The 24631-nt window shown below is 67.6% G+C and carries 28 protein-coding genes, 1 tRNA gene and 1 pseudogene; 24 read left to right on the top strand and 6 right to left on the bottom strand.

Annotated features, from left to right (window positions below; translation table 11 throughout):
* Positions 1 to 378 precede the first annotated feature (378 nt).
* Both ACWD11_RS11430 and ACWD11_RS11435 read right to left on the bottom strand, forming a co-directional pair.
* Positions 379 to 645, bottom strand: a complete 267-nt coding sequence (locus ACWD11_RS11430; RefSeq protein ID WP_389415952.1) for a hypothetical protein — start codon at positions 643 to 645, stop codon at positions 379 to 381.
* A gap of 10 nt (positions 646 to 655) precedes the next feature.
* A complete protein-coding gene (locus ACWD11_RS11435) occupies positions 656 to 1429 on the bottom strand; it encodes a DUF5994 family protein (protein ID WP_389415953.1) in 774 nt (257 codons plus the stop codon).
* Between the two features lie 263 nt (positions 1430 to 1692).
* On the opposite strand from ACWD11_RS11435, the gene ACWD11_RS11440 reads away from it, so the two are divergent.
* Both ACWD11_RS11440 and ACWD11_RS11445 read left to right on the top strand, forming a co-directional pair.
* Positions 1693 to 2694: an acyl-CoA desaturase gene (locus ACWD11_RS11440; RefSeq protein ID WP_389415954.1), complete on the top strand. Its 1002-nt coding sequence runs from the start codon at positions 1693 to 1695 to the stop codon at positions 2692 to 2694.
* A gap of 43 nt (positions 2695 to 2737) precedes the next feature.
* Positions 2738 to 3133: a DUF5994 family protein gene (locus ACWD11_RS11445; RefSeq protein ID WP_389415955.1), complete on the top strand. Its 396-nt coding sequence runs from the start codon at positions 2738 to 2740 to the stop codon at positions 3131 to 3133.
* 274 nt (positions 3134 to 3407) lie between these two features.
* On the opposite strand, the gene ACWD11_RS11450 is transcribed toward ACWD11_RS11445, so the two are convergent.
* Entirely contained in the window at positions 3408 to 3941 is a 534-nt protein-coding gene (locus tag ACWD11_RS11450) for a DUF5994 family protein (protein ID WP_451282629.1), read from the bottom strand.
* Between the two features lie 976 nt (positions 3942 to 4917).
* Here ACWD11_RS11450 and ACWD11_RS11455 point away from each other — a divergent pair.
* The 6 genes and pseudogenes from ACWD11_RS11455 to ACWD11_RS11480 all read left to right on the top strand — a co-directional run bounded on the left by ACWD11_RS11455 (position 4918) and on the right by ACWD11_RS11480 (position 10525).
* Complete coding sequence (locus ACWD11_RS11455) at positions 4918 to 5298, top strand: hypothetical protein (protein WP_451282631.1); 381 nt, start codon at positions 4918 to 4920, stop codon at positions 5296 to 5298.
* A 447-nt stretch (positions 5299 to 5745) separates the two neighbouring features.
* Positions 5746 to 5883 (top strand): annotated as a pseudogene (locus tag ACWD11_RS11460) (AAA family ATPase); the annotation flags it as partial.
* A gap of 357 nt (positions 5884 to 6240) precedes the next feature.
* Complete coding sequence (locus ACWD11_RS11465; protein WP_451282752.1) at positions 6241 to 7746, top strand: AAA family ATPase; 1506 nt, start codon at positions 6241 to 6243, stop codon at positions 7744 to 7746.
* Between the two features lie 282 nt (positions 7747 to 8028).
* Complete coding sequence (locus tag ACWD11_RS11470; RefSeq protein WP_451282633.1) at positions 8029 to 8466, top strand: hypothetical protein; 438 nt, start codon at positions 8029 to 8031, stop codon at positions 8464 to 8466.
* A 263-nt stretch (positions 8467 to 8729) separates the two neighbouring features.
* Complete coding sequence (locus ACWD11_RS11475; protein WP_451282635.1) at positions 8730 to 9965, top strand: helix-turn-helix domain-containing protein; 1236 nt, start codon at positions 8730 to 8732, stop codon at positions 9963 to 9965.
* Positions 9962 to 10525 (top strand): flavoprotein, encoded by a 564-nt coding sequence (locus tag ACWD11_RS11480; protein ID WP_451282637.1) that lies wholly within the window; start codon positions 9962 to 9964, stop codon positions 10523 to 10525. The genes ACWD11_RS11475 and ACWD11_RS11480 overlap by 4 nt, the downstream gene beginning before the upstream one ends.
* A gap of 215 nt (positions 10526 to 10740) precedes the next feature.
* Here ACWD11_RS11480 and ACWD11_RS11485 read toward each other — a convergent pair whose 3' ends face one another.
* Entirely contained in the window at positions 10741 to 11136 is a 396-nt protein-coding gene (locus ACWD11_RS11485; protein WP_381859479.1) for a GntR family transcriptional regulator, read from the bottom strand.
* Between the two features lie 163 nt (positions 11137 to 11299).
* Between ACWD11_RS11485 and ACWD11_RS11490 the strand changes: the two genes are divergently transcribed.
* The 14 genes from ACWD11_RS11490 (at position 11300) to ACWD11_RS11555 (ending at position 21702) form a co-directional block, all read left to right on the top strand.
* Entirely contained in the window at positions 11300 to 11599 is a 300-nt protein-coding gene (locus tag ACWD11_RS11490; RefSeq protein ID WP_451282639.1) for a hypothetical protein, read from the top strand.
* Positions 11596 to 12585, top strand: a complete 990-nt coding sequence (locus ACWD11_RS11495; protein ID WP_451282641.1) for a DUF2637 domain-containing protein — start codon at positions 11596 to 11598, stop codon at positions 12583 to 12585. Before ACWD11_RS11490 ends, ACWD11_RS11495 begins: the two co-directional genes overlap by 4 nt.
* A complete protein-coding gene (locus tag ACWD11_RS11500) occupies positions 12582 to 13232 on the top strand; it encodes a GGDEF domain-containing protein (protein ID WP_451282643.1) in 651 nt (216 codons plus the stop codon). The genes ACWD11_RS11495 and ACWD11_RS11500 overlap by 4 nt, the downstream gene beginning before the upstream one ends.
* Complete coding sequence (locus ACWD11_RS11505; RefSeq protein WP_451282645.1) at positions 13232 to 13615, top strand: RRQRL motif-containing zinc-binding protein; 384 nt, start codon at positions 13232 to 13234, stop codon at positions 13613 to 13615. The genes ACWD11_RS11500 and ACWD11_RS11505 overlap by 1 nt, the downstream gene beginning before the upstream one ends.
* Positions 13616 to 13696: 81 nt before the next feature.
* A complete protein-coding gene (locus ACWD11_RS11510) occupies positions 13697 to 15952 on the top strand; it encodes a cell division protein FtsK (protein WP_451282647.1) in 2256 nt (751 codons plus the stop codon).
* Positions 15953 to 16091: 139 nt separating this feature from the next.
* A complete protein-coding gene (locus ACWD11_RS11515; RefSeq protein WP_451282649.1) occupies positions 16092 to 16343 on the top strand; it encodes a hypothetical protein in 252 nt (83 codons plus the stop codon).
* Positions 16344 to 16378: 35 nt separating this feature from the next.
* Positions 16379 to 16567, top strand: a complete 189-nt coding sequence (locus ACWD11_RS11520; protein WP_451282650.1) for a hypothetical protein — start codon at positions 16379 to 16381, stop codon at positions 16565 to 16567.
* An 11-nt stretch (positions 16568 to 16578) separates the two neighbouring features.
* Positions 16579 to 17184 (top strand): hypothetical protein, encoded by a 606-nt coding sequence (locus ACWD11_RS11525; RefSeq protein WP_451282652.1) that lies wholly within the window; start codon positions 16579 to 16581, stop codon positions 17182 to 17184.
* A complete protein-coding gene (locus ACWD11_RS11530; protein ID WP_451282654.1) occupies positions 17181 to 17498 on the top strand; it encodes a hypothetical protein in 318 nt (105 codons plus the stop codon). The genes ACWD11_RS11525 and ACWD11_RS11530 overlap by 4 nt, the downstream gene beginning before the upstream one ends.
* A gap of 17 nt (positions 17499 to 17515) precedes the next feature.
* The gene (locus tag ACWD11_RS11535; RefSeq protein ID WP_451282656.1) at positions 17516 to 17911 is read left to right on the top strand and encodes a hypothetical protein; all 396 of its coding nucleotides are present in this window, start codon (positions 17516 to 17518) and stop codon (positions 17909 to 17911) included.
* An 89-nt stretch (positions 17912 to 18000) separates the two neighbouring features.
* Entirely contained in the window at positions 18001 to 18900 is a 900-nt protein-coding gene (locus tag ACWD11_RS11540) for a bifunctional DNA primase/polymerase (protein WP_451282658.1), read from the top strand.
* Positions 18897 to 20054 (top strand): AAA family ATPase, encoded by a 1158-nt coding sequence (locus ACWD11_RS11545; RefSeq protein WP_451282660.1) that lies wholly within the window; start codon positions 18897 to 18899, stop codon positions 20052 to 20054. Before ACWD11_RS11540 ends, ACWD11_RS11545 begins: the two co-directional genes overlap by 4 nt.
* Positions 20051 to 20245, top strand: a complete 195-nt coding sequence (locus ACWD11_RS11550) for a helix-turn-helix transcriptional regulator (protein ID WP_451282662.1) — start codon at positions 20051 to 20053, stop codon at positions 20243 to 20245. The genes ACWD11_RS11545 and ACWD11_RS11550 overlap by 4 nt, the downstream gene beginning before the upstream one ends.
* The gene (locus ACWD11_RS11555) at positions 20242 to 21702 is read left to right on the top strand and encodes a tyrosine-type recombinase/integrase (protein WP_451282663.1); all 1461 of its coding nucleotides are present in this window, start codon (positions 20242 to 20244) and stop codon (positions 21700 to 21702) included. Before ACWD11_RS11550 ends, ACWD11_RS11555 begins: the two co-directional genes overlap by 4 nt.
* 60 nt (positions 21703 to 21762) lie before the next feature.
* Here the strand turns inward: ACWD11_RS11555 and ACWD11_RS11560 are convergent, their stop codons facing one another.
* Entirely contained in the window at positions 21763 to 22920 is a 1158-nt protein-coding gene (locus ACWD11_RS11560) for a DUF4365 domain-containing protein (protein ID WP_451282665.1), read from the bottom strand.
* Positions 22921 to 23075: 155 nt separating this feature from the next.
* Between ACWD11_RS11560 and ACWD11_RS11565 the strand changes: the two genes are divergently transcribed.
* Positions 23076 to 23768 (top strand): hypothetical protein, encoded by a 693-nt coding sequence (locus ACWD11_RS11565; RefSeq protein ID WP_451282667.1) that lies wholly within the window; start codon positions 23076 to 23078, stop codon positions 23766 to 23768.
* Positions 23769 to 23953: 185 nt separating this feature from the next.
* On the opposite strand, the gene ACWD11_RS11570 is transcribed toward ACWD11_RS11565, so the two are convergent.
* Positions 23954 to 24025 (bottom strand) — tRNA-Arg (locus tag ACWD11_RS11570).
* A 97-nt stretch (positions 24026 to 24122) separates the two neighbouring features.
* Between ACWD11_RS11570 and ACWD11_RS11575 the strand changes: the two genes are divergently transcribed.
* Complete coding sequence (locus tag ACWD11_RS11575) at positions 24123 to 24623, top strand: response regulator (RefSeq protein ID WP_389414945.1); 501 nt, start codon at positions 24123 to 24125, stop codon at positions 24621 to 24623.
* Positions 24624 to 24631 lie beyond the last annotated feature (8 nt).

The raw sequence follows: 24631 nt of genomic DNA on the forward strand, positions 1-24631 counted from the left end.
GGTGAGCCTGAGTTACGGCACTCCGGGCGCGCTTGCGGCAGGGGCGTACGTGCGGCGGAGGCGGAGCGGCGGCCGGTCCGGCAGCCTGCGCGGCCGGACGGAGGACCCACTCCGTGCCCTCCAGGGAATCGCCGGGTGGCGGACCAGGAGTCCGCGCCCCGCAGCCATCCGTGTTCAAGCAACAGTGTGCCGCCGGGGTCTGGGACGTCTCCCCAGCAGCGTAGTCCTCGCGGCGGGTGACGGACGGGTTCGAAGCAGCCTAATTCCGGTAGGGGGGTGGTGGGTTGTGCGGTTGGCGGCTCACTGGGGGGCGTGTTCAGCCGTACCTGCCGAGCTGAACGGCCCCCTTTCCGGCAGGGGGCCGCTCAGCTCGGCAGGTCACTCGTGGTGAGGCGTACGGCTGCGACGGCGCGGCGGGAACCGGCCGCGTCCCTCGCGGTGGTCCCGCGGTTCGCCGGTGGGCGGCGACTCGGAGCGGTCCGGTCCGGAGGGCTGAGGGGTGCCGCGGCCACCCCGGCCGGGCAGCGGGTCGCTGTACCGGTGCACGGCGATTCTGTCGGCGTGCTGGAGGTTGAGCCGGTGGATCGCGTACGCGCCCGCCGCGATGAGCACCACGAGGGCTGCGGCTGTCAGGAAGGCGTTCATGGTGGCCACCTCATATGCCGGTGATCAGGCGGCCGGCGCGATGGAGCGGACCGGGCTGCTCCGGCACGGCCGCGGAGACCGCGGAGGCGCCGCCTTCGGCCTCCCACGCCTCGTCCGGGCTCGACGGGGCATCGGTCCTGTTGTCCTGGCTCGGCGGGCGCTCGGTCCTGTCGTCCGGGCTCGGCGGGCCATCGGACCCGGAGACGCCGTGCCGGGATTCGTCCGCGGCGATGAGCGCGCTCGCGGTCAGCGGCGGACCGTCGTCCCCGGACGCGGCGGCCATCAGCCGGGCCGCCGTCTCCGCGTCGGTCTCGGGCGGGATGACCAGCAGGTCCCAGCGCTCGGCGCCGTAGGAGAGCAGCAGCAGCTTGTGCGGGTCGAGCTCCCGGGTGAACCAGCCGACCTTGACGATGTGACCGTCCACCGGAACCTTGCGGGGGATGACCGGCCAGTGCTCGGGGTTGACGGCGATTCGGGTGATACGGCCCCACAAGGGGTCCAACGTGTCGGCGAGCGCCGGTAGTTCGCTCAGCAGATCCCGGGAGCGGGGCCACCAGGCACCGTCCAGGAGTCCACGGGAGGTGCCGTCGGTCTTCCCGGGCTTCAGGGCGAGACGCGCGGCCGGGGCTGCGACGGGCTCGGGGTGCGGCAGGGGAGGAAGCAAGGTCGCCGACATGATGCGGACCCGTCTCCGGGCCGCGTCGACGGCGGCCCGGGTTTCATCTTTCACCGAAGACGACCCGGCGTGGAAGCCGGTGTGCGAAATGCCCTTGGTAATGTCCATGTTACTCCGCGTTCCGCTCTGGCGGAGAAATGTGGCCGCCTGAATGTGGAGGCGTTCGCCCCCGGACCACTGGGCGCGAGCTCGGTCGTACGCCGTCCCGGATCGCTCCGGCCCGCCTCGTCCCGCATTGTGCCGGAGTACGGTGGAGGGAGCGAGGGCCCTTCGTCTGCCGGTCTCCGGGCCGGCGCCGTTCTCGCGACGTCCCTCTATGGGCAGCCCGTGACCCCGGCCGCGCCATCCGCATCCAGGCCGAGGAGTCACGTATGCCACTCAGTCCCACCACGTCCACGAGGTCCACGCCGTCGGACCCCGCCCCGCCGCCTCAGGGCTATGACGGGACGTCCCCCTTCCCGTCGGACGGCCCCGCGCCCGCGCGCAGCGGCAGCGACCGACTGTACGTCACGGTGACCGCGGCGATCGTCGTCCTTCCGTTCGTGGCGCTCGGTCTTGCCGGCTGGTTGTTGTGGGGAAGTCTCGTCCACCCCACCGACCTCCTGCTGGCCCTCCTCTTCTACGCGATCACGGGTCTCGGTGTGACGGTCGGTTTCCACCGCGGCCTCACCCACGGCGGCTACCGGGCCGTCCGGCCCCTGCGGATCGCGCTCGCGGTGGCCGGGTCGATGAGTTTCCAGGGCGATGTCATCGGCTGGGTCGCCACCCACCGCCGCCATCACGCCTTCACCGACCGGCCGGGGGACCCGCACTCGCCGTACCGCTACGGCACGCATCTGCGCGGCCAGTTGCGCGGGCTGCTGCACGCGCACGTCGGCTGGCTGTTCCGCAACGACCGTACGCCGTCGGAGCGTTACGCCCCCGACCTGCTCGCCGACCGCGACATCCGCGCCGTCTCCCGCGCCTTCCCGGCGCTGTGCGTCCTCACGCTCGCCCTGCCGTTCGGGCTGGGCTGGGCCATCGGCGGCACCTGGCTGTACGGCGTGACCGCCCTGCTGTGGGCGGGACTTGTGCGCATCGCGTTGCTCCATCACGTCACCTGGAGCGTCAACTCCCTGTGCCACCTGATCGGTGAGCGCCCGTTCCGCACCCGGCATCACGACCGGGCCACCAACCTGTGGCCGCTGGCCCTGCTCTCCTTCGGCGAGAGCTGGCACAACCTGCACCACGCCGACCCCACCAGCGCGCGCCACGGTGTCGACCGCGGTCAGCTCGACCCCTCGGCCACCGTCATCCGCCTCTTCGAACGCCTCGGCTGGGTGCACGACGTGCGCTGGCCGACCGAGGAGCGGGTCGCGGCCCGTCGCGCCTGACATCGACCACCCCACCCGTGCACGGCAGTCGGCAGGAGCCTTCATGACCACCGCAGTGCAGCCCCCGCTTCCCTCCCAACCCCTCCTGCGGCTGCGTCTCGCATCCCACAGCACCGTGCCGCGGCCCATCGACGGAGCGTGGTGGCCGCGTTCGTACGACCTCCTCACCGAACTGCCCCGGCTGCTCGGGGGGTTGCCGCAGGCATGGGGCGACATCACCAGCGCCACCGTCAACGGGACCACCTGGTCGGCGGTGCCCGGCCGGATGCTCGTCTCCAACCAGGCGGTACGACTGCACCGGACCCTCACCGCATCCGCCGCGCACACCATCGTCCTGCTCTCACCCGGCCGGGGCCGCTGGGACCTGCTGGTGGTCCCTCCGGATACGCCCCCGGAGGCGGCGGAACCGCTCATGGCGGCGGCGAGCGGTGGGGTGTGACGGGCGCGCGACGGTTGTTTGCTGGTCTGGGCGGAGCGGTTGCGTGCTGCACGCTGTGCCCGGGCGGAGGGGGCGCGGGTGTCGGGCGCTGCATGCGGGGCGGGCGGAGGGGGGCGCGTGTGTCGGGCGCTTTGCGCTGTGTCCCTGCGGAGGGGGCGCGGGTGTCGCTGTGCCCGCGCGGAGCGGTTGCGTGTGACGGGTGCTCCCCGCACGCGTGTGACGGGGGCTCCACGCACGCGTGCGACGGGTGCTCCACGCCGTGCCCGCGTGCGAGTCACACCGCCCTGCGAGCCGCTGACACCGTCCGTGTGCTGAGGGAGCACCGGCACCCTCTCCGCCTTCCCGGTGACTCCGCTCCGCCGTAAGGAGCGCGGACGCGGTCCTCGGTGGCCCGGTGTCCGCACTCGCGGCGGTCATCAGGTGAGCGGCTGAGGGGGCGCCGGTTTCTGGGGGGATCACGAGGAAGGTTCCAGCGGCCTGCCGTGTAGGACAGCAGAGCGATCCCGTGCGGATCCAGCTCGGTGGTGAGGCAACCGACCCGGACCATGTGGCCGTTGACGACAATCCTGGGCGGGAGGATCGGCCAGTGACGGGGGTTGACCGCGATACGGGTGATCCGACCCCACAGCGGATCCAGTACGTCCGCCAAGGCGGAGAGTTCGGTCGGCAGATCACGGGAACGGGGCCACCAGGCGCCGTCCAGCCCGGCGGGTCCTGCGGATGGGCTCGCGGACTTCAGCGCCAGGCGCGCGGTCGGGGCCCGGAAGGGGGCAGCCGTTGGCCGGGAGCGGGTGGTGGTCGCGGACATCGCGCGGACCTGTCTCCGGGCGCCTGCGCGGCGGCAGCCGACCGGTGTCGTCGCTCACCGGGAACGACACCGGCATCGGGGCCGGTGCGCGGAATACTCCCGATGACTTCACGCTACTCCCCGAAGAGGCCGAACGGACCGCTCCTGAAGGTCGGCTCACTTCGGCCGGGGGAATGCCCCCCGAGGGAACGGCCGTCGCTGGTCGCCGGTCCGCGGTCTGCACCTCGCCGACCTCGACCTTCACCCCACTGGTGACGGCCTTGCCGCCGGTACCGGGCACCCGTTCGCGCATGGCCCCCATGCCGCGGGCGAACCCACCGCCCCTCGCGCGTACGCCCGCCACCGCCGGCCCGGCGATCCTCGCCACAATGCGCGCCGCTGTTTCAACGGTCCCGGCGTATGCACACCGGGACCGCCCTTCCGGGTCGCTGCACGTGAGAGTGCGCGGACCCACTTCCAGGGTATGCCCGGACGTCATATCGGACACATGGGGACTGTCGGCTGACCGAGCCGACTCTGGGTATCCGTCCGTACATGCTCGCTCTGACGACGTACCGCTCGTACCACGGCCCAACGACGATGCTGGCCGTCGTGGTTGCCATCCTCATCGTGGTGGCGGCCGCCTGGTACATCTGCCGTCGAAGGTAGGGGCGCCCGCCGGGAAACCGCGCCCTCATGTCCAGCAGAAAAGCCCTCCCGGAGGGAGGGCGGAGACTGGCGCCCCCGGCAGGACTCGAACCTGCGGCCAAGCGCTTAGAAGGCGCCTGGGGCTTCGGGTGTGACATGCGGCCTGAGCTGCTGTGTGGGCAGGCCTGATCCCTGACGGCTTGGGACTTCGACACGCATTCGACTGCGGTGGTTGGTCGGGATGCTCTTCACTTGCTCTTGGAGCTCCGACTAGCACAGGACTCGCTGGAACGTCGGACGGCCCACGAATGACCGCAGTCCACACTCTCTGATCTTGAAGGGGAACTGCATGACCGTGACCGATCCCGAGCAGCAAGAGGCATTGTTCGATGCTTTGGCCAAGATCATGTATGAGGGGCTGGGGTACATGCCGACAACGGTGTTCCTACTGCGTGACATGGTTGGTGCTCGCTCAGCGAAGTCCGGTGTCGTGTCACGGATCGAGCAAAAGCTGGCCGACCGCGGCATTGCCCACTTCCCGCGGCAGATTCCCCGTGACAAGGATGCAGCGCTCTTGCTCTATCGAGCCTCTGATGGTGATGGTCTCGGCGCAGTGATCTACCTGGTCGCACAACTCGCAGAACGTGATCCCAGAAGCCCGGTTGAACACCACGAGGTGAGCCAACTGGTGAAAGTCCTCGACGGCGTGCGGGCCACACGCAACGAGTGACAGCCTCGGCGGCTTGGTGTGCGTAGGGCCTGCATGCTGGTGCTCCAACCTATGAATGGACCAAATGATCACCGACCGGTTGGGGGCGGCCGAACCTACGCACGCGGCTCCGGAGTGATTGTGCCAGTCGACTCCCAGTTGCCTTCTGACCTGCACGTGAACCAAGTTGGGCGGCAACGGCAGCCCCCACTGTGTCGGAGGTGTGTCGCACTCGATGTCTTTGGCAGGGGCAAGCGTGACGGGGAAGCGTCTGATTGAGCCCCCGTCCTCGTTGACGCGAGATCAGCGTGGGCGCAGCTCGGCGGCTCTTGCTGCCTAACAGCATGGGTGGCCCTGAAGCCGCGGGATGAGTAGCGGAGTTATCACCGTGTGATCGAGGTTTCAGCATCCCTGACCCTGGTGGGGCATCTATGATCTAAGCTTTCGCACCGGTGCATAGGGGGGGCAATGGCGACACTCATTCGACTAGAAGCGGAAAACTTCCGAGCTTTCCGGAAGTGCGCGATCGACTTTGACTCGACCGGTTTGATCCTAGTGGCGGGACCTAATAACACCGGGAAGAGTGCCCTTCTGTCGATGTTCGACGTCCTTGCGGGCGCGACCCCTGAACGCGTACAGCACTTTTTTACGCGCCGTGTTGGGATTGGTGGAAATCCCCCTGAAAGGACAACCCTCACAGCCACATGGCAGCTCAGAGATTGGGAGCGGGCTGCACTCTTGGAGCAGGCGTCAGATCCGGAACGTCTAGTTTCGGGCGGTGTCGCTGAGTACCTTGTGTGGGAGTTCGCTAAAATAGGGGATGCAATACAGCCCGTTGCTGTCCGAGTGAACTATCGAGACGGATGGCGCTATCTCGCTCTGCTTGAGTCAACCGGTTCTACTGGGTGGCGAATCACTACACCGGCTCTGGAAGCAGCTCTCGCTGGGAATTACGACCCAGAGGTGGCAGGCAGCAGTAGCATCGGAGGTAGTGGCGACCTTGGTGACGCCCTGACCTATTTCAGCGGAGTGCCTGTGGCTCAGCGGGTGCTGAGGCGTTGGAGGGGCGGTTATTTTCACTTTCAGCCCTTGCGGCAGGCCAGCGGCCGGTCAGCTCCACTTTCCAACATCTCTGAGGCGCTGAACTCGGACGGCTCTAACCTAGCAACCGTCCTGCTTCACCTTCACACCAATAAGCCTCGCCTCTGGTCTGCTCTCCAAGAATTGATTGCCGGCATCATTCCTGACGTCGGAGTGCTCATGACACCGGTCAACGGTGGAACGTGTGAAATTGTGTTCAGGGATCCCGCTGTAAAAAATGAATTCCAGCACAATCTCAAGGATCTCGGTACCGGAGTGGAGCAGTTGCTCATGCTGCTCGTTGTCGGTCTTACGCGTACCTCGAACGCTATGACGGTTGTACTCGAAGATCCAGAGATCGGTCTTCACCCCAGTGCTCAGCGAGCTCTTCTAGGCCTACTCCAGGACTGGTCCCATCGCAGTCTGATTCTCGCTGCCACGCATTCCGCTGCCATGTTGGACTGGTCTTCTCCAGAAACCACAGTTATGACTGTGAGTCGAAAGCACGGGGTTTCCGAGGCGGCCGTTGTCACGACTGAGCGGGCCCACCTATTGCTCGAACTGGGCATGCGCATGAGTGACGTCCTGTCAGCGGAGCGGATCTTGATACTTGAAGGTCCGAGTGATCGGGAAATTCTGGAGGTGTGGTTCCACGATGTGCTGCGCAGTCCCAGGGTTGTAGTCCTACCAGGAGGGGGAGGGTATGACGCTCGCCACGCAGAACTTCTTGCTAAATGGCTTAAGGTAGCTGACCAGCTCGGCCAGCGGCGGGTCCTCTACGTGCGTGATCGTGATGAACTTTCGGGAGCTTTCCTGGAGAAGTTGGAGGAATCACCAAACACCTATCTGCTTCCCGGTCGCGAGATTGAGAACCTTCTGCTGGACTACGAGGCCATCGCCGCTCTGATTAGCAGTGAGCGCGCCAAGCAGCGGCGCGATCCCGTGAGTAGCGCCGAGGTTGCATTCATTGCGCGGGCAACAGCAGACGAGCTTAAACCAACCGTGGTCATGAAACGAGTCATGACCGAATTTGCCGATCCGGTTCGACTAGTAGACAACTCCTTGCGGAGAAAGCTCGGCCGTGCAGTGCCAAGCGAGGAGACGTTGATTTCAGCAGTGGTCGATCGCATTCCCCAGCACGAGGATGTGAAGTCGCGTATCAGTGCAGCGTGGTCCGCTCATACTGCAGAGATTGACGCTGCTTGGGATAACGCGTGGGAGTCTCTTGCTCCAGGGGCCGATGTGCTGAAGGGGGTTTGGCAGCATTTTCTTGGCAGCGGGTACAGCAAGAGTAAGGACGGTCCTGCGCTGGCAAAGGCGATGGAAACGCCTCCGGAGGTACTACGCGATGTCTTCAATGCGTTCATGAGCGACCACGAGACCGAGTAAGCGCACAAGTACTGGGTAATCCGTCCTGGCCGCTCTGTCGCTCACCCGTGCTGTCGAACATATAGAAGTCGCCACCGGCTCCTGCGCCCATTGAGAGGTCGGCTCCGCCGACGGGCTGTAACACTCTGTGGGTGTTGCAGCCATCTGTAACCGGAAAGCCCGGACACCTGCACTTTGAGCTGTCCGGGGTGTTTGTCCAGGTTGGAGGCGTATCCGGACAGCCGGACAGGTGGTGTCAGTCGGGCGTCGTACGGTCTAACCAACCGAACTCATGGGGGTCAAATGCCCGAGCGAGTAGGCGAGTTGAGATGGTGGTGGATCAAGCTACGCAACCCGAGGGATGACAGGTTCTTCCTGTACTACCCCAATGGCGGGGGCGCAGACGCCAAGGTTCTGCGGGTATGTGATCGGGGTGGCATCGAACATGCGATCCTGATCTGGAGCGTTTGCCATGAATGCCAGTGTGGCCTGATCGCAAAGATCTCGATGATCCCTGAATGGCAGCGTCAGGGTCTGGGGCGCCGTCTCGTGCGCTGGGCCCTGCGTGAGGGACCGGGCTATGCCTGGGTCACGTCGAGCCAGTCACCGGACGGGCAGCAGTTCTTCCCCGTGTTGGCGCGGGAGACTGGCGCAGCGCTCACCAACAAGGGGGAGGCGTGTGCCCACGTTGACGTCGTGAACCGCTCTTTCCCCAGGCCTCGACTCGTCCGCGACATCTGAGTTTGTCTCCAGCCGGACACCCCGGACAGCCACAACAGATGGTGTCCGGGGTGTTTGTGCAGGTGGGAGCCATAACCGGACAGCCGGACAGTGCGGACACCTCCCGGCACGGTTCGATCAGACCCGGACAGTCCGTCCGGGTCCTCGCCTGTTCAGTGCCGCACGCTGGCCATGAGCGGCCAGGGCTGAGATCACTTACGCCTTCCCCGCCCACGTCGGTACCTTGAAAGACGCCCCTACTCAGCAGCGGGAGGCAACACCCCATGCGTGGTCTTGGAGATCACCTCAGCATCGGCGAGCGCATCGCGTTCTACCGGAAGCGCCGTGGCTACACGCAAGAGGTGCTGGCCGGTCTGGTCGGTCGTAGCACTGACTGGCTCGCGAAGATCGAGACGGGGCGCCGGAAGCCGCCCCGCATCGACATGCTCGCCGAGCTGTCGCGCATCCTGCGCGTGCCCCTCGGAGACCTGCTCGGACAGACCGTCCTGGTGGAAGACGAGCGCGAACAGGACGACGTCCCCGCCGTACGTGACGCCCTCATGAGCCCGCGTCGCCTCTCACGACTGCTCTTCGGTCCCGAGGCTGAGACTCAGTTGCCGACACCCGCCCCGGTGGCCGTACGGGTGGAACAGGCATGGAACGACTACCAGGGCGGACGACTCGGCAGTGTCATCGCCGCTCTCCCCGCGCTGCTTCAGACCGCACAGGAGTTGGAGGATCGAGCGGCGCGTCGCGGCGACGACCGTAGCGATTGCTGGGCAGTGTCGGCCCGTACGCACCATCTCGCCGCTACGACGCTCGCGAAGATCGGTGAGTCCGACGTCTCATGGCTCGCTGCCGAGCGTGCGATGCGAGCCGCTGACGAGTCGGACGACCCGCTCGTGTTGGCCTCCGCGGCCCGGTCCGGCACGCATGCCCTGCTTGCCAACGGGCGCTACGACGACGCTCTCGAACTGGGCAACACGGCGGCAAGGTGGCTGTCGTCCCAGGTGACCGAGAATGACCCGGCCGCGCTCAGCTTGCTCGGTATGATCCACCTGCGTGCCGCAGTCGCGGCAGCGCGGCATCAGGACCGACCCACCGCCACGGGGCTGTTGGACCGTGCCGAAGAACTCGCGGACGACCTTGGGTCGGATGAGAACTACTGGCAGACCGGATTCGGGCCGACAAACGTCCTGCTCCATCGCCTGTCCGTTGAGCTGGACCTCGACAACGTCTCGTACGTCGTGGAACACGGCCGGATCAACGTCGATCACATGCCGCAGGAGCGCAGCGTCTCCCACCGCATCGACTATGCGCGGGCTCTGTCGCTGGCCGGCCAGGGAGACGAGGCGTTCGCGGAGCTGCGTACGGCTGAGCGCACGTCGCCGCAGCTCGTACGCAACAATCCGAGGGTGCGCGAGACGTTGCGGGACCTGATCAAGCAGTCTCCCGTGACCGGTGGCTCGCGTTCGTCCGAGGTGTTCGTGATGGCGCAACGGTGCAGGGCGGTGCAGTGAGTTCAGGCAAGCGCGGGGTGCTCGGGGTCGTCGGGTCGGCGGCCGGGGGCGTAGAGGCACTGCGTACCGGTCTCGTCGAACCCGCGATGGACCGCGGATGGCGGGTGGCCGTTACGCTGACGCCGGCCGCGGGTCAGTGGCTGCGGATGAGCGGGGAGGTTGAGCGGCTGGAGAAGCTCACCGGCCTACCCGTACGCGACGAACCGCGCTTGCCCGGTGAGGCCCGGCCGCATCCGCCAGTTGATTGCTACGTGGTCGCTCCCGCGTCCGCCAACATGGTCGCCAAGCTCGCGACTGGCCTGATGGACAACCAGGCACTGACCCAGGTCGGCGAGGCTATCGGCACCCTCGGTCTGCCGGTCGTCGTCTTCCCGCGGGTAAACGCGGCGCACGCTCGCCACCCCGCGTGGCAAGGCCACATCGACGCCCTTCGGGCTGGGGGAGTGCATGTCGTCTACGGCCCGGACGTTTGGCCGCTGTACGAGCCGAGGAAAACGCCGGGGGGTCGCGAACTCCCGTGGGCCGCAGTGCTGGAAGCCGTAGAGGAAGCCACTCAGTGACGAGTCGTCAACCTCCCTGCCTGCAAGGAAAGAGGACCCGGACAGTCTGTCCGGGTCCTCTTCCATTTCCGGCCGCATGCTCATTGCCATGCCAGGGATCAATGAGCGAAGCGGCGAGTTAAGAGGGCTGACTCCCACAGAACTAGCCTTGATCGAAGCGAGTTTGGGCGAGGCGCGCGCCACGGTCGAACGACTGTTGAGGCGCGCTAACGACCTCACGGCGCGGGTGGAGTCCCGTCGCCGACAAGCTGTTCAAGGCGGTCCAGTCGCTCGCCGAGCAGACGAAGAGCGTCATGAATCGAGCTGAGCTCTGCTGCCAGTGCGGTGAACGCGGGGCTACTGCCCGGCTCGGTGCCGAGCGGCATCGAAGGGTCACGGACGAACGTCCCGCGGCCCTGCTGGGTGAGAACCAACCCCTCGTCGCGGAGCTGGCCATACGCGCTCTGCACGGTCATGAGCTGCACGCCAAGGTCCTTGGCGAGTTTGCGAGCCGCGGGGAGCTGGTCTCCCGGGTCGTACTCGCGGTTCGGGCCCGTGATCTTCTCGCGAAAATCCGCGGCGATTTCCTTGGCCGTGGGTGCCTGCTTGGGCGCTTCTGGGCTCTGCTCCATGGGTTCGAGAGTAGCTGGACCTAGGTCAATCTCTGCTCCTCCGCCTATCCCCTTGACTGGCAGATTGACATAGGTCAATCTAAAGACGCCGCGGCGCTGGGACTCCCCAGCAAGGTCGCCCGCCGCCGTGGTTCTCCCTGCCCATCGACTGAGGAGCACGTCAATGCGCACGTACGTCGGCCGTCAACAGGCCGTATCCGCGGAAGACTTCGTGGAACTGGCCCTTGGCACCCCGGTTGAGCTGTGGCTCGGGGTGGAGGGCGAGTCGGATGACGAGCGCGCGGCCCGTTTGGACGCGGCGCGCGACATCCTCGCCGACCCCGAGTACAGCAACCTGCCGGACGACGTGGCCCGCATCGCTGCCGAGGTGATCGAGGCGCACGCCCCGGAGCTGTTCAACGTCGTCCCGCTGGCGTGCCCGGCGAGGCGCCGCCGGTCCTCCCGGAACGGAGCAGCGGCATGACGACCGCAACCGAGACGGCGCGGCCGACGGTGCCGCCGCTGACGAAGCCGGAGACGGGTCTGGCCGGACTCGGGGCGCTGGCCGCGGCCGGGGTTGGTGCCCTTGGGCTGATCGCCTCGTTCGACGCGGTCTCCTCTGCTGCCGCCCGGTGGGGTTTCGGCGCCCCGTGGATGTTGCCGGTCGGTATCGACGTGGCCATTCCGGTGTTCACCGTGGCCAACCTGCTGCTGATTCGGATGGACATGGCGCTGGCGTGGGTGCGGTTCGTGCCCTGGGTGCTGACGCTGGTCACGTGCGGGCTGAACGTCGCCGCCGGGCACTCGCTGTGGGCGAAGGTGGCACACGGCACGATGCCGCTGTTGTGGGTGGTGTTCTCCGAGATCGGAGCCCATGTCTATGCCGTGCGGATCGGCGCCGCGACTGGCCGGCGGATGGAGAAGGTGCGGTTCTCCCGCTGGATGCTGGCCCCGCTGTCGACGTTCGCTCTGTGGCGCCGGATGACCTTGTGGGAGATCACCTCCTACTCCGAGGCGCTGAAGCGTGAGCGTGAGCGGCAGTTGGCCCGCGCCCGGCTTCGCGAGGAGCACGGCCGCCGGTGGCGGTCGAAGACCCCGCGCCCGGAACGCGTGCTGCTGAAGCTGGGCGAGCTGGCCCCGGCGAGCGAGGACGTTCCGCCCGTACCGCCGAAGGACACGGAGAAGCCGAAGCCGGAGGCGCCCAAGCCCCCGCGCAAGCGCCCGGCCAGCACCAAGGGCAAGACGACGAAGGCGCCGCGGACCCCGGCGGAACTGCTCACCGAGGCACGCGCGGCTACGGCCGACTGGACAGACGACGCGATCAACGCGGAAGCCATCCGCACCACCCTGCACTGCTCTGCCGCGAACTCCCGTGTCCTGCGTGACCTGCTGCTGAACGAGCGGGCCGAGGGGCGCCGCCTGCACTCCGTCGACGGCGACGACGAAGGCACCGAGGGGGCGGCGGCATGAACACCATGCTGACCATGCTGGCCGCCGCGGCGCCGGTCGCCTCCGGCTGGACGGCCCACACGCTGTGGCTGCGGCGGCGCCTGAACGTCGCCCGTCGCGACCCGCTGACCGGGCTGCGGACACGCGAGGCATTCACCCGCCGCGCCACCGCCTTGCTAAAGGACCCGCACGCGGTCGTAGTGCTGGCCGACGTCGACAAGTTCAAGCAGATCAACGACACCTTCGGGCACGCGGCCGGGGACGCGCTGTTGCAGGCGACCGCGGACCGGCTCGCCCACCACTTCGGCCGGTCCGGGGTGGCCGGACGGCTCGGGGGCGATGAGTTCGCCGCCGTCCTGATCGACGACCACGGCACCGCCGGAGACATGCTCGCCGTGCTGCACGGCGTTCTCGCCCGGCCGGTCGACGGCCAGGACCCCGCCGTACACACCACGGTCTCCCTCGGCTGGGTACGCGCCGCCGATTTCCCCGGCGACGACCTGTCCGCGCTGCTGCGCCGTGCGGATGAGGCCATGTACGCGGCCAAGCAGGCGCGCGCCGGTACCCGTCGGGCGGGGCTGGGTCGGCTGTTCGCCACCGTCACGGGACGGCGCGCAGGCCGTACGGGCGCCCGCGCGGACGCTCCGGTCGTGGGGGTGGCTGCCTGATGTCGACCTACGCCAAGTGCTTCGACCCGCACGGCACCCGGTTCGGCATCCCCACGTTCCCGTGGCGGTTCGCCCCGGACGGCTACGCCACCCGCCGACAGCTGCGCGAGAAGGGGCTGCGGCCGGGCGGACAGCCGGTCGCCGCGCAGGTGATGCGCCGCCACCGGGGCCGCAAGTCCGGCGTTCAGGTCGCCTACCTCTACCGCATCGACTGCGCGAAGTCGGTCCGTCCGATGACCTCGCGTAAGTGGGGCGCGCTCGCCCTGGCGATGCTCGCCCGCCGCACCTGCCCGCAGTGCCGGTTGACCTACAGCTACTGCATCCCGACCTCGCTCGGGACGTGCGTCCCCTGCGCCTACCCCGAAGACCAGCGCGCCGCATAACCCGCGCTCGTACGGGGCCCGGTCTCAACCGACCAAAGCAGCGGCCGGGCCCCGCATCCCTCCCGAAAGAAGGAACCCCAAGTGAAACACCCCGACGACGACAGCGAACTCTTCAACCGGCTCGAAGCCGAGATGTCCACCGACTCCAAGGGCGACGTGGTCGACCTGGACAAGGCCCGGTCGGCCCGCACCGAGTCGACCGACGCCATCCCCGACGCGTCGCCCGACTCCGCGCCCGACCGGTCGGGCGACCCGAAGCCGACAGAGTCGGCCGACTCGGAGACGGGGGAGCCGAACGACTCCGGCCCGACTCTGGTCGACCGCCCGGCGCCGACTCGGTCGGGCCCCAGTCTGATCGACCGCATCCGCGACTCCAAGCGGCTGGACATCATCCCGGTGTGGATGAAGTCGGGCGCGGAATTCAAGGACGCGATGGGCTGGCTGGCCGGGCACGTGGGCCACACCATCGCCTTCCACGCGGTCCGCGTGCCGTTCCTGTACGTGCCCAAACTCATCTGGCGCTCCCCGAACGGCCTGGTCAACGCCCTGGGCAGGATCGGCCGTTGGGCGGTCGACGCGGAGGGCGAGCCGCTGCGGCAGGCAGAGGCGCGCCGCGAGAACTCCGAGCTGTACCTGAAGCTGTCCCGGCAGCGGGACCGCCGGGTACGCCTGCGGATGCTCCTCACGATCCTCGGAGCACTGTTCGCCCTGGTTACGGGCTTGTTCCTGGTATTCGGGGCGGAGCTGATGACGCAGGTCATCGCCGCCGCGGTCACCGTGCTGACGCTGGGCTGGCTGGGTGCGCCGGCGGATGCGCCACTGGCCACCCGGGCGGTCATCAAGACCGAGGTACAGAAGCTCACCAGCGACATCGTGGTCAAGGCCATGGCCTCCATCGGCATCGGACAGATCGCATCCGCGGTCGCCAAGGGCCAGGACGGCATCCGGTTCGTCGCCCCCATCACCCGCGAAGGCCCGGGCTGGCGCGCTGACATCGACCTGCCGTTGGGCGTGACCGTCGCGGACGTGGCCGACCGGCGTGCCCGGCTCGCCTCCGGCCTGCGCCGCCCGCTGGGCTGCGTGTGGCCCGACGCCGACCCCAACGAGCACGAGGGGCGCCTCATCCTGTGGGTTGGTGACCGGGATCTGTCCAAGACCGGCACCGTGAAGTGGGCGCTCGCGAACGTCCGCAAGCACGACATCTTCAAGCGCGTCCCGTTCGGCATCGACCCGCGCGGCCGGGCCCAGTCCGTACCGATGATCCAGCACAACATTCTGGTCGGCTCGCTGCCCGGCCAGGGCAAGACCGCCTCCGTGCGCGTGCTGGCCTGCGGCGCGGCCCTTGACCCGTCGGTGGAACTGTGGCTGCACGAGAATAAGGGCACCGGCGACCTGGACTCCCTCGAATGCGTTAGCCACCGGTTCGTCTCCGGCATCGACGACGACTCGATCAAGTACGCGGCCGACTCCCTGAAGCTGCTGCGTGAGGAAGTCATGCGGCGCGCGGCTGCGATCAAGAAGCTGCCGCGGGACCTGTGCCCGGACAAGCGCATCACCCGCGCCATCGCCGACAAGCGCTCGCTGAAGCTGTGGCCGCTGGTAGGCGTGTTCGACGAGTGCCAGAACCTGTTCGCGCACCCCAAGTACGGCAAGCAGGCTGGTGACGATGCCGAGTTCATCATCAAGCTCGGTCGCGCCCTGGGCGTGATCCTCGTGCTCGCCACGCAGCGCCCCGACAAGGACTCGCTCCCGACCGGCATCAGCGGCAACGTCTCCATCCGCTTCGCTCTCAAGGTCGCCGGACAGGTCGAGAACGACATGATCCTGGGCACATCCGCGTACAAGAACGGCGTGCGCGCCACGTCGTTCCGCCCGGAGATCGACGCCGGTAACGGCTACCTCGCCGGAGCAACCGCGCTGCCGGTCGTGGTGCGCACCGCCTACCTGGACGATCCGGCCACTAACGCAATCGCTCAGCGCGCGCTTGCCCTACGCAAGGCCGAAGGCACCCTGTCCGGGCACGCCCTCGGGGAGGACTCCGACAGCACGTCGGGCCCGTCGTATGACCTGCTTGCCGACGTGGCCGCGGTCGTGCCGCCGTCGGAGAAGCGCGTGTGGAACGAGCGGATCGCCGCCCGGCTCGCCGAGCTGCGGCCGGAGGTCTACGGCGGCTGGAAGGGCGAGAACGTCACCAGCGCCCTCAAGCCGCACGGCATCAAGACCACCGGCGTGGCCGGGACGACCGACGACGGCGAGCGCACCACCCGCCGCGGCATCGTCCGCGACGACCTCACGAAGGCGATTGCTGAGCGTGACGAAAATCGGGGTGCCGCCTAGCTTGCCGGACCGCTACCGGTAGCGGGCTCACCTGCTACCGGTAGCACCCTCGCTAGCACCCCACATAGCGCCTGATCTGCCATCTAGCGCATAGCACCCCACCTGCGAAAACCCCGTAACCCCCGAGAAAGGGCCCCCGATGCCCCTCATCGCCCTTGCTATCGCCTGCCTGATGCTCGTCACGCTCGGTTACGGCTCTTTGTGTGCGGCCAGTCCGTTCGGTACCTGCCGCAGGTGCAACGGCTTCGGCTTCGCCACCACGACCGACCGCAAGGGACGCCCCAAGCGCGGCAAGAGCTGCCGCCGCTGCAAGGCCACCGGCAAGCGCATACGCGCCGGGCGCTGGATCTTCAACCGTGCCCAGCGGATCTACCGCGAAGGCACCAACTGACCACCCGTCCACCCCACTCGAAGGAGGTTCCGCCAGTGGCCGTCACCGTCTCGCTCGTGGCCGTGTTCGGACTCGTCCTGTTCTTCCTGCTGCGCTCCAAGTCCCTCGGCTACGGCTCCGCGTTCACCGCCGCCGCCTTCGGCTTCTTCCTCGCCTCCACCGGAGCCTCCGGCCCCATCAACGAACTCGCCGCCGCCGTCATCGACACCATCCAGAGTCTCTGAGGAGTCCGGCCATGAACGAACAGATCATCGCGCGGCACTGGCTCGCCATCATCGCGCCCAAGGCGGCGCCCGCCATCGCCACGTCCACCGTGCTCATCCTGGCCCGCATCTGGAACGCCAACGGTGCCGAACACTCCCTCGGCAACGCCGTGCTCATGACCGTGCTGTCCCTCGGAGCCGCGGCGGCCGGCGCCTGTGCCTCCCTCGGTCGCTCCGGTGACGGCGTGCTCGCCGGGACCGCGTTCGCCGCATCCGGCGGGCTCGCCCTGGCCGGGGTCGCCGGATACGCCGACGGGATCTCGCTGCCGCTGCTGCTGTGGGCGCTCACGACTGCCGTGGCCTACGGGCTCGCCGCCCGGTACTGGCGCACCGACCGGCGGGAGCGCGTGGCGTACGAGCGGCACGTGAGCGACCGCCGAGAGGAACGCGCCCACAGCGAACGTGTCGAGACCCTCCGCGCCACCACGCAGATCGAGGTGGCCCGCACCGGCGCCGCCTACGCCGAACAGCTCGCCGCCGCTCTGGTCACGCGTGCCACCCTGCCCGGCTTCGACCCCACCGCCCTGGAAGCCGCCGGACTGCCCGAACTGCCCAGCGCCGAGAGGAAGTCCGCATGAGCCGCCGCACGCTGCCCCGCCTGCGCATCCAGCGCGCCACCTTGCCGCGCCCGGCATTGATCCTCACGGACACCCCCCGCCCCGACTGCCCGCACTGCGACGGCATCGGCGGCATCGAGCACGACTACGGCGACTACGACACCGGCGAGTACGCGGGTACCGACTGGGAGCCCTGCGAGTGCTGGAACGAAGACCGCCGCTGGGTCCTGCTGCCCCTGCCCAGCCTGCCCAGCCTGCCCCGACGGTTCCCCCGGCGGCGCACCGTTCGGGACCCGTGGGCCACCAACGGCTACAGCGACGAACCGCCCTTCTGACCGTGAGAGGAACATCCATGACCAGCCGCAACACCGACCCGACCGAGTACCCGCGCGAGGCCGCCGAAGTGGTGCGTGCCTTCAACCACGCCACCCAGCGCACCCGCGACCGCCGCCCCGGCATTGCCTACCCGGGCGCCGTGTACCGCGCCATCGGAGCCTTCGGAACGCTGGCTCACCGGCTGCCGCAGGCTTTCGACCAGATCGGCACGGCTGTGGCCGACATCCACACGGCCGGACACCTCACCGCTGACTACGGCACTCCCACGGAACACGCTGCCTCGGTCTCCGAGGCTCTGCGCGAAGCCGAACAGCACGCCACCGCGATGGCCGAAGCCCTGGAACGTGCCCACCGCGCCGCCAATCCCCTCGGCTACTCCGGCCCGATCGACGACACCGACGACTACCTGTAGCAACGCCGCGGCGGCGGGACTCCCCAGCAAGGTCGCCCGCCGCCGCGGTTCTCCCTGCCCATCCGAAGACAGAACAGGAGATCCCCAGCATGCCGTACCCGGACGGCTCTGCCCAGCTCACCGCCGCGCTTGACGCAGCGTCGCGCGACTGGCACGTCTTCCCCCTCCGGCCCGGAGACAAGCGCCCCGCCATCTCAGCGTGGGAACAGCGCGCCACCACCGACCCGGACCGCATCACCCGGTGCTGGACGCATGCCCCCTACAACGTGGGTATCGCCACCGGCCCCTCCGGCCTGGTTGTCATCGACCTGGACAGGCCCAAGCACCCCGATGACACCCCGCCGGCGGACTGGGCCGCGCACGCGGTCACCGACGGCGCCGATGTGCTCGCCGTGCTGTGCGCGCGCCACAGCCAGCCATTCCCCGGCAACACCTACACGGTCCGTACATGGAGCGGCGGCACGCACATGTACTTTGCCGCACCCCAGGGCGAGACCCTGCGCAACACTGCCGGGGACAGCGCCCGCGGGCTGGGCTGGAAGGTCGACACGCGAGCTGTCGGCGGACTTGTCGTCGGCGCGGGCAGCATCTTCGACGGGCACCCCTACAAGGTCGTCCACAACGTTCCTGTGGCGCCGCTGCCGGGCTGGCTCGCCGAACTGCTGCGTCCGGCTCCGCTGCCTCCACAGCGACCGGTCACGGTCGCCCTCGGAGGCCACGGGAGGCGCACGGCGTTCCTGAACGCCGCGGTCAACGGCGAGTTGGCCCGCGTCACCAACTCCGGCGAGAACGAGCACAACACCAGCCTCTACCTCGCCTCCGTCGCCCTCGGACAGCTCGTAGCCGGGGGAGAGCTGAGCGAGGCCGACGTGACCGGCTGGCTCCTGTCCGCCGGGCTTCGGGTCGGCCAGGGCGAACGCGAGGCACAGCGCACCATCGCCTCCGGCCTGCGAGCCGGAGCACGACGCCCCCGGACGGTCGCAGCATGAGCGCCAACCCCATTCCGCCCCTGCACCTATACTCCGTGCCCAGCGACTCCGAGCCAGCCCGCCCGGCGCCGCCCAAGCGAGAGCGCCCGCGCACCGCGTGGACCGCCGATCAGCTCATGGCCGCCCACTTCCCCGAGCCGAAATGGGCCGTGCCCGGCATCCTTGCCGAAGGCGTCAGCGTGCTCGCCGGACCGCCCAAGGTCGGCAAGTCCTGGCTCTCCCTCGGCCTGGGCTTGTCGGTCGCGGCCGGAGGCACGGCGTTCGACTCCGTGCCCGTGCAGGGCGGACCCGTGCTCTACCTCGCGCTCGAAGACACCCCGCGCCGTCTCCAGACCCGCATGGGCAAGCTCTTGGGCGGACAGCCAGCCCCCGCCGGGCTCACTCTGGTCACCGAATGCCCGCCCTTCCCCCAGGGCGGCATGGAGGCCATCGCCCAGTGGTTGGAGCGCAACCCCGACGCGCGCATGGTCGTCATTGACGTGTTCGCCAAGATGCGCGGGAACGCGCCGCAAGGGGTGTCGGCATACGACGCGGACTATGTCGCCGTCGGCTACGCCAAGCGGCTCGCCGACCACTACGGCGTTGCTGTCGTCCTCGTGCACCACGTACGCAAGGCAGGCTCTGAGGACTTCCTCACCGAGGTCTCCGGCACCAACGGAATCGCCGGAGCCGCTGACGCCACGCTCGTACTGAAGCGCGCCCGCGGACAGGCAGATGGCATCCTCCACGTCACCGGCCGCGACGTCGACGAAGCCGAGTACGCCCTCAGCTTCCAACCGGCCTCCGGCGCCTGGCACCTGTTGGACGGACCGGTCACTGACCACACCGTCAGCGACACACGCGCCACGATCCTGCGCTACGTCCGCGCCCACCCCGGAGCCAAGCCGAAGGACATGGCGGGCGAACTGCCGAACGTCGACCTGGACACGATCCGCCGCACCTGCAACCGCATGGCCGCCGACGGACAGCTCACCAAGGACCCCGGCGGCCGGTACTACCCGGACACCGAGACCCGGACGCAGGGCGCCCAAGAGGTGTCCGCACTGTCCGGCTGTCCGGTTACCTCCTCTGACCAGCACGAACACCCCGGACAGTCGGAGTTGGAGCTGTCCGGCCTGTCCGGTGCGGACGAAGGCGAAGGGATGGCGGGATGAGCGCCCGTACGCAGGACGAAAAGATGACTGTTCAGGAGGTCATCGCCGATCTGAAGGTTGCCCCGTCGACCTTCTACCGGTGGCGCCAGCTCGGGAAGGGGCCCCGCTCGATCAAGCTCCCGAACGGCGACGTGCGGATCCGGCGGTCGGAATACGAGCGTTGGCTTGCGGAGCGGGAGGACGCTGCGTGAGCACCGAGAACGACACCCCTGCCGGGCGCCCTCGCGGGTCGGCCCGGCCGGGCTACTCCTTCGACGTCAAGCTGTGGAAAGTGTCCAAGACCGGCCGCAAGTCCCGCCCGTGGCGCCTCCGGTGGGTGGTCGCAGGACAGGTGCACGGCGACACGTTCACCACGTCGGCTCTCGCGGAGAGCCGACGGTCTGAGCTGTGGCAGGCCATGAACCGGCGTGGCGAAGCGTTCGAGATCGAATCGGGGCTGCCTGAGTCCGAGGTGCGCGCGAGGGCCGAAGCTGCCGAGGCAGAAGACGCCGAACCACCGGTGCGGTGGTTCGAGTTCTGCCGGAAGTACGTGGCCGGGCGGTGGCGTACGGCTGCGGCCAAGACTCGTGAGGGCATGGCGGACGGTCTTGCGGCTGTGACGCTCGCCATGGTCAAGCGCGGGGACGACGCTCCCGACGACGAGACACTTCGGCTGGCCTTCCGGTGGGGGATCGTGCCCGCGAATGAGGGTGAGGACCCGCCGGCCGAACTCAAGACCGCGTACGACTGGGTCAGGACGGCCGACCGGCCGTTGGGTGATCTGGCCGATACCGAGGTGTTCGAGGACGTGCTGTACCGCCTCAGCTACAAGCTGGACGGCACTCCGGCCGCGGGCGACACGTACAAGCGGCGGCGCCGCGCTCTGAACACCGCTCTCGAACACGCCGTGGTCGTGGGGGCGCTCCCGGAGAACCCCCTTCAGCGCGTCCGCCGGAAGCACGTCGGCTCCAATGAGGTGGTGGACCGTCGCGTCCTGGTGAACGCCGTACAGGCCCGACAGTTGCTCACCGCTGTCTCCTACGTCGGGTCATGGGATCGCTGTCGCGGACGCCGCCTGGTGGCTTTCTACGCGGTCCTGTACTACGCGGGCCTACGGCCCGCTGAGGCGGTCGGGCTGAGGCGGTCTGACTGCCACTTGCCGGAGACGGGTTGGGGCACGCTCACGCTGCGGGAGACCCGCCCCGTCTCCGGCAAGCAGTGGACCGACTCAGGCGAGCGGCACGACCGCCGCGGCCTGAAAGCGCGGGAGGCGACCAGCGACCGCCCGGTGCCCATCCCGCCCGTCCTGGTTGCCATCCTCCGGGCCCACCTGAAGGAGTTCGGGAACGCTAAGGAAGGGCGCGTGTTCGGCAACGAACGTGGGGGAGTGGCCGGCTCTTCCACCTACTGGCGGGTGTGGGAGGAGGCGCGGGAGTACGCGCTTCCACCGGAACGCGTCGACTCGCCGTTGGCCGGGCGCCCGTACGACCTGCGGCACGCGTGCATCACGCGGTGGCTGAACGCTGGGGTGCCCATCGCTGAGGTAGCCCGGAGGGTCGGCAACTCGCCGGAGGTTATCCACCGTCGGTACCACGGCTGCATCGACGGCCACGAGGAAGTCGCCAATGCCCGAATCGCTTTGGCGCTGAGGGAGGACGGGGACGGGTAACTGAGGCTTCGTATTGAGTGGCGCGGGAAAGCGATGCGCTTTCCCGCGCCAGCGTTGTTGTTAGAAGATATCTGCCCATCCATGGTCGGAGATGGTTGCGATGAGATCCCAAGTTGCGCGACTCTCCGAGAGCTTTGGGTTGGCCGATACAATCTTGTCGATCTCTTTTAGGAGGTTTTCTTTCGGCGTGGATTCGGTTGCCATGCGATATTGATGCACATAAAGCATCATGACAGCGACTTGTGTCTCGTCGGCCTCGCAGGCTATCTGTACCGCATCTGGCAGCTTCCTCGTGAGGTCCTTATCTTCGAGAAGTAGGAGTAGGAGACACTGTCCGCTGGTTCCTCTATCCCACTTCCACGGATCGTCGCGCGCATCTACTTCCCTGATCATGTGGAAGATTTCGCGAGGGCTCCATGAAAAAGTAGAAGCAACTGATTCCTTCGTGCGTTGCGGAATCCAGTTGCCCTCGTGCCAGAAGATATCTGGGTGGTAAGTGGTGCAGTGGGAGAGTATTTTCGCGGCCAGGTGCAGAGCTGGGCCGGAGAGCTGCTCGATCAGCTGTCTGACCATCAGCAAGGCCCGCGCGTCTCCGCGCCCCAGCGCGAAGCAGTCTGCCACGGCTGCCTCTTGCTTCCACGGATCGACGTCCAAGAGGTTGAGAAGCGTGTGACCACCGAAGCGCGACAGATAAGCGCGTGCCGATTCCTTGAACTGTGGCCAGGTCTCGCGAGAAAGTATGTGCTTCTCAGGGAAGGCTACGAAGTGTCCCGTCAGCTCGTTCGTTGCATCGCCTGATTTTTTCCCGACTCGCTTGAACTCGTGATGTGCCGCCATATCCTCGCGTACATAAGCGCTAAGGTTCATCCAATGGATCTCATCTGCGGCGGGATCGTGTACGAATCCGAAAATCGGCATCGACGATTCCAGCCATAGGCGCAAGTCGGCGGACTTAGCGGGGATGCCCCACTTGCCTGACCGGAAGAAGCTAGAGCCGCCTTTGACTTGAATGGCTATGGAATCCCCGGTTATCTCCAGATCCTCAGTGAGATCAACTAGAAGATCCTTTCCATAGTCGTTTCCGGTATCCACCTCCTGAACAACGCACTCGTGAGCCTCCAAGAATGCTCTCGTGGCGTTTACCGCGGCTCGCTCAGTCTGCTTCGTCCGCAGCATGCGTTTCCTGGCCGGGGGTAACGAATCATGGTTTGCCGCCATCGCTAGATGATGGCAGATGGCGCATGGAGGTGCTGGTGGTCTCGGAAGACGACTGCTAACACGGGTATTCGCCTGCCGGCTCCCCGCACGCCAGACCCCTGCCGTCGTGTATGACCTTGGTGTGTAGGGGGCTGGAGTTCAAGCAAGGGGCGGGGATGGCATTCGAGTTGGGTGTACCGGGACCGGCACAGAGCGAGCACCTGTTCCACTTCACCGGGAGGAACGGAGACCGGCCGAACTGGGTACCGCAAGAGATCAACAGCATGGCCGCGCAGGAGCGGCTGGAGACGATCCTTCGGGAGGAGCAGTTCCGAGCGTTCGCGCCCTTCGGTGCTGCGGATCCCGGCGCATCGGGCACGCCCTGTGTGTGCTTCTCTGAGAGTCCTCCGGAGCACCTGGACCACCTCATCCGCTTCGGGCGGTTCACTCCGTGGGCTTTGGTCACGACCAGGATGGTGCTCAACAAGCTCGGCGGTGGTTCAGTGGCGTACGTACCGCCCCACGTGCAGTCGCAGTTTCAGCGAGCGAGGCTGGGGCACTGGGCGGTGCGCACGGATGAACGTGTCTCCTGGATGCATGAGCGCGAATGGCGACTCCCGTTGGAGAAGGGGACTATTCACATCGCCGCTCTTGCGGCGATTCTCGTCGGTGATGCCGCGTGGCGTCCGCAGAAGGTGGCTACCGCGTGGGTGGACGGCTCAACCGGTGATCCGCTGCCTGGGCCCGACGGTAACCCGTACGCGCAACCGCTCCAGGACTACCCGAGGTTGTGGCGTGAGACGCCGGTCTGGGTGTGGGATAGCCAGGTCCGAAGGATAGTGGCGTACGAGCCCGGAGAACTGGGCTGAGGTCTTGGCCCGGCGACCACTTGTGGCCAGCCCGACGGCCGCGGAAAACAGGGGCGGTGTGTCGGAGGTGTGTCGTGAATGCTGAGAGACAACGAGAGAGGGCGGGAGTCAGTGAGACTGACTCCCGCCCTCTTCTATCGGCATCCGCCCTGGTCAGCGCTTGATTCTTGCTGTTCCTAGGCGAGTGCCCCCGGCAGGATTCGAACCTGCGCACACGGCTCCGGAGGCCGTTGCTCTATCCCCTGAGCTACGGGGGCGTGTCGGGCGCCTTGCTTGGCGGCGACGGGTAGAACCCTACCAGCTCACCGGGGGTGTTCATGAACCGGTTTCCGGGGGTCGGGTAGCTCGCACGGGGTGGAAGTGGGCAAAACCCGGACGCGGTGGCCGGTCCGGACCTACTCTCGAGTTGTGTCAGGCGCGCCGGGCCGGGTGCTTGTTGTGGACGACAACAAGGTCATCCGGCAACTGATCAGGGTCAATCTCGAGCTGGAGGGCCTCGAGGTCGTGACCGCGGCCGATGGTGCCGAGTGTCTGGATGTGGTGCATCAGGTGCGTCCGGACGTCATCACCCTCGACGTCGTCATGCCCCGGCTGGACGGGCTGCGCACCGCCGCGCAGCTCCGCGCCGATCCCCGAACCAGAGATCTGCCCCTCGCCATCGTCAGCGCCTGCACCCAGTACGAGGTCGAGAGCGGCCTCGATGTCGGCGTCGACGCGTTCCTCGCCAAGCCATTCGAACCCACCGAACTCGTCGCCCTCGTACGTCGGCTGATCGAGCGGAAGCAGAGCGGTGGGGGCGTCCTGGGGGCCGGGGCGCGGGCCAGTGCCGGGGACTGCGGGCGGGGTGGCGGCTGAGGTCGTCG

Source organism: Streptomyces sp. NPDC002776, assembly GCF_053592195.1.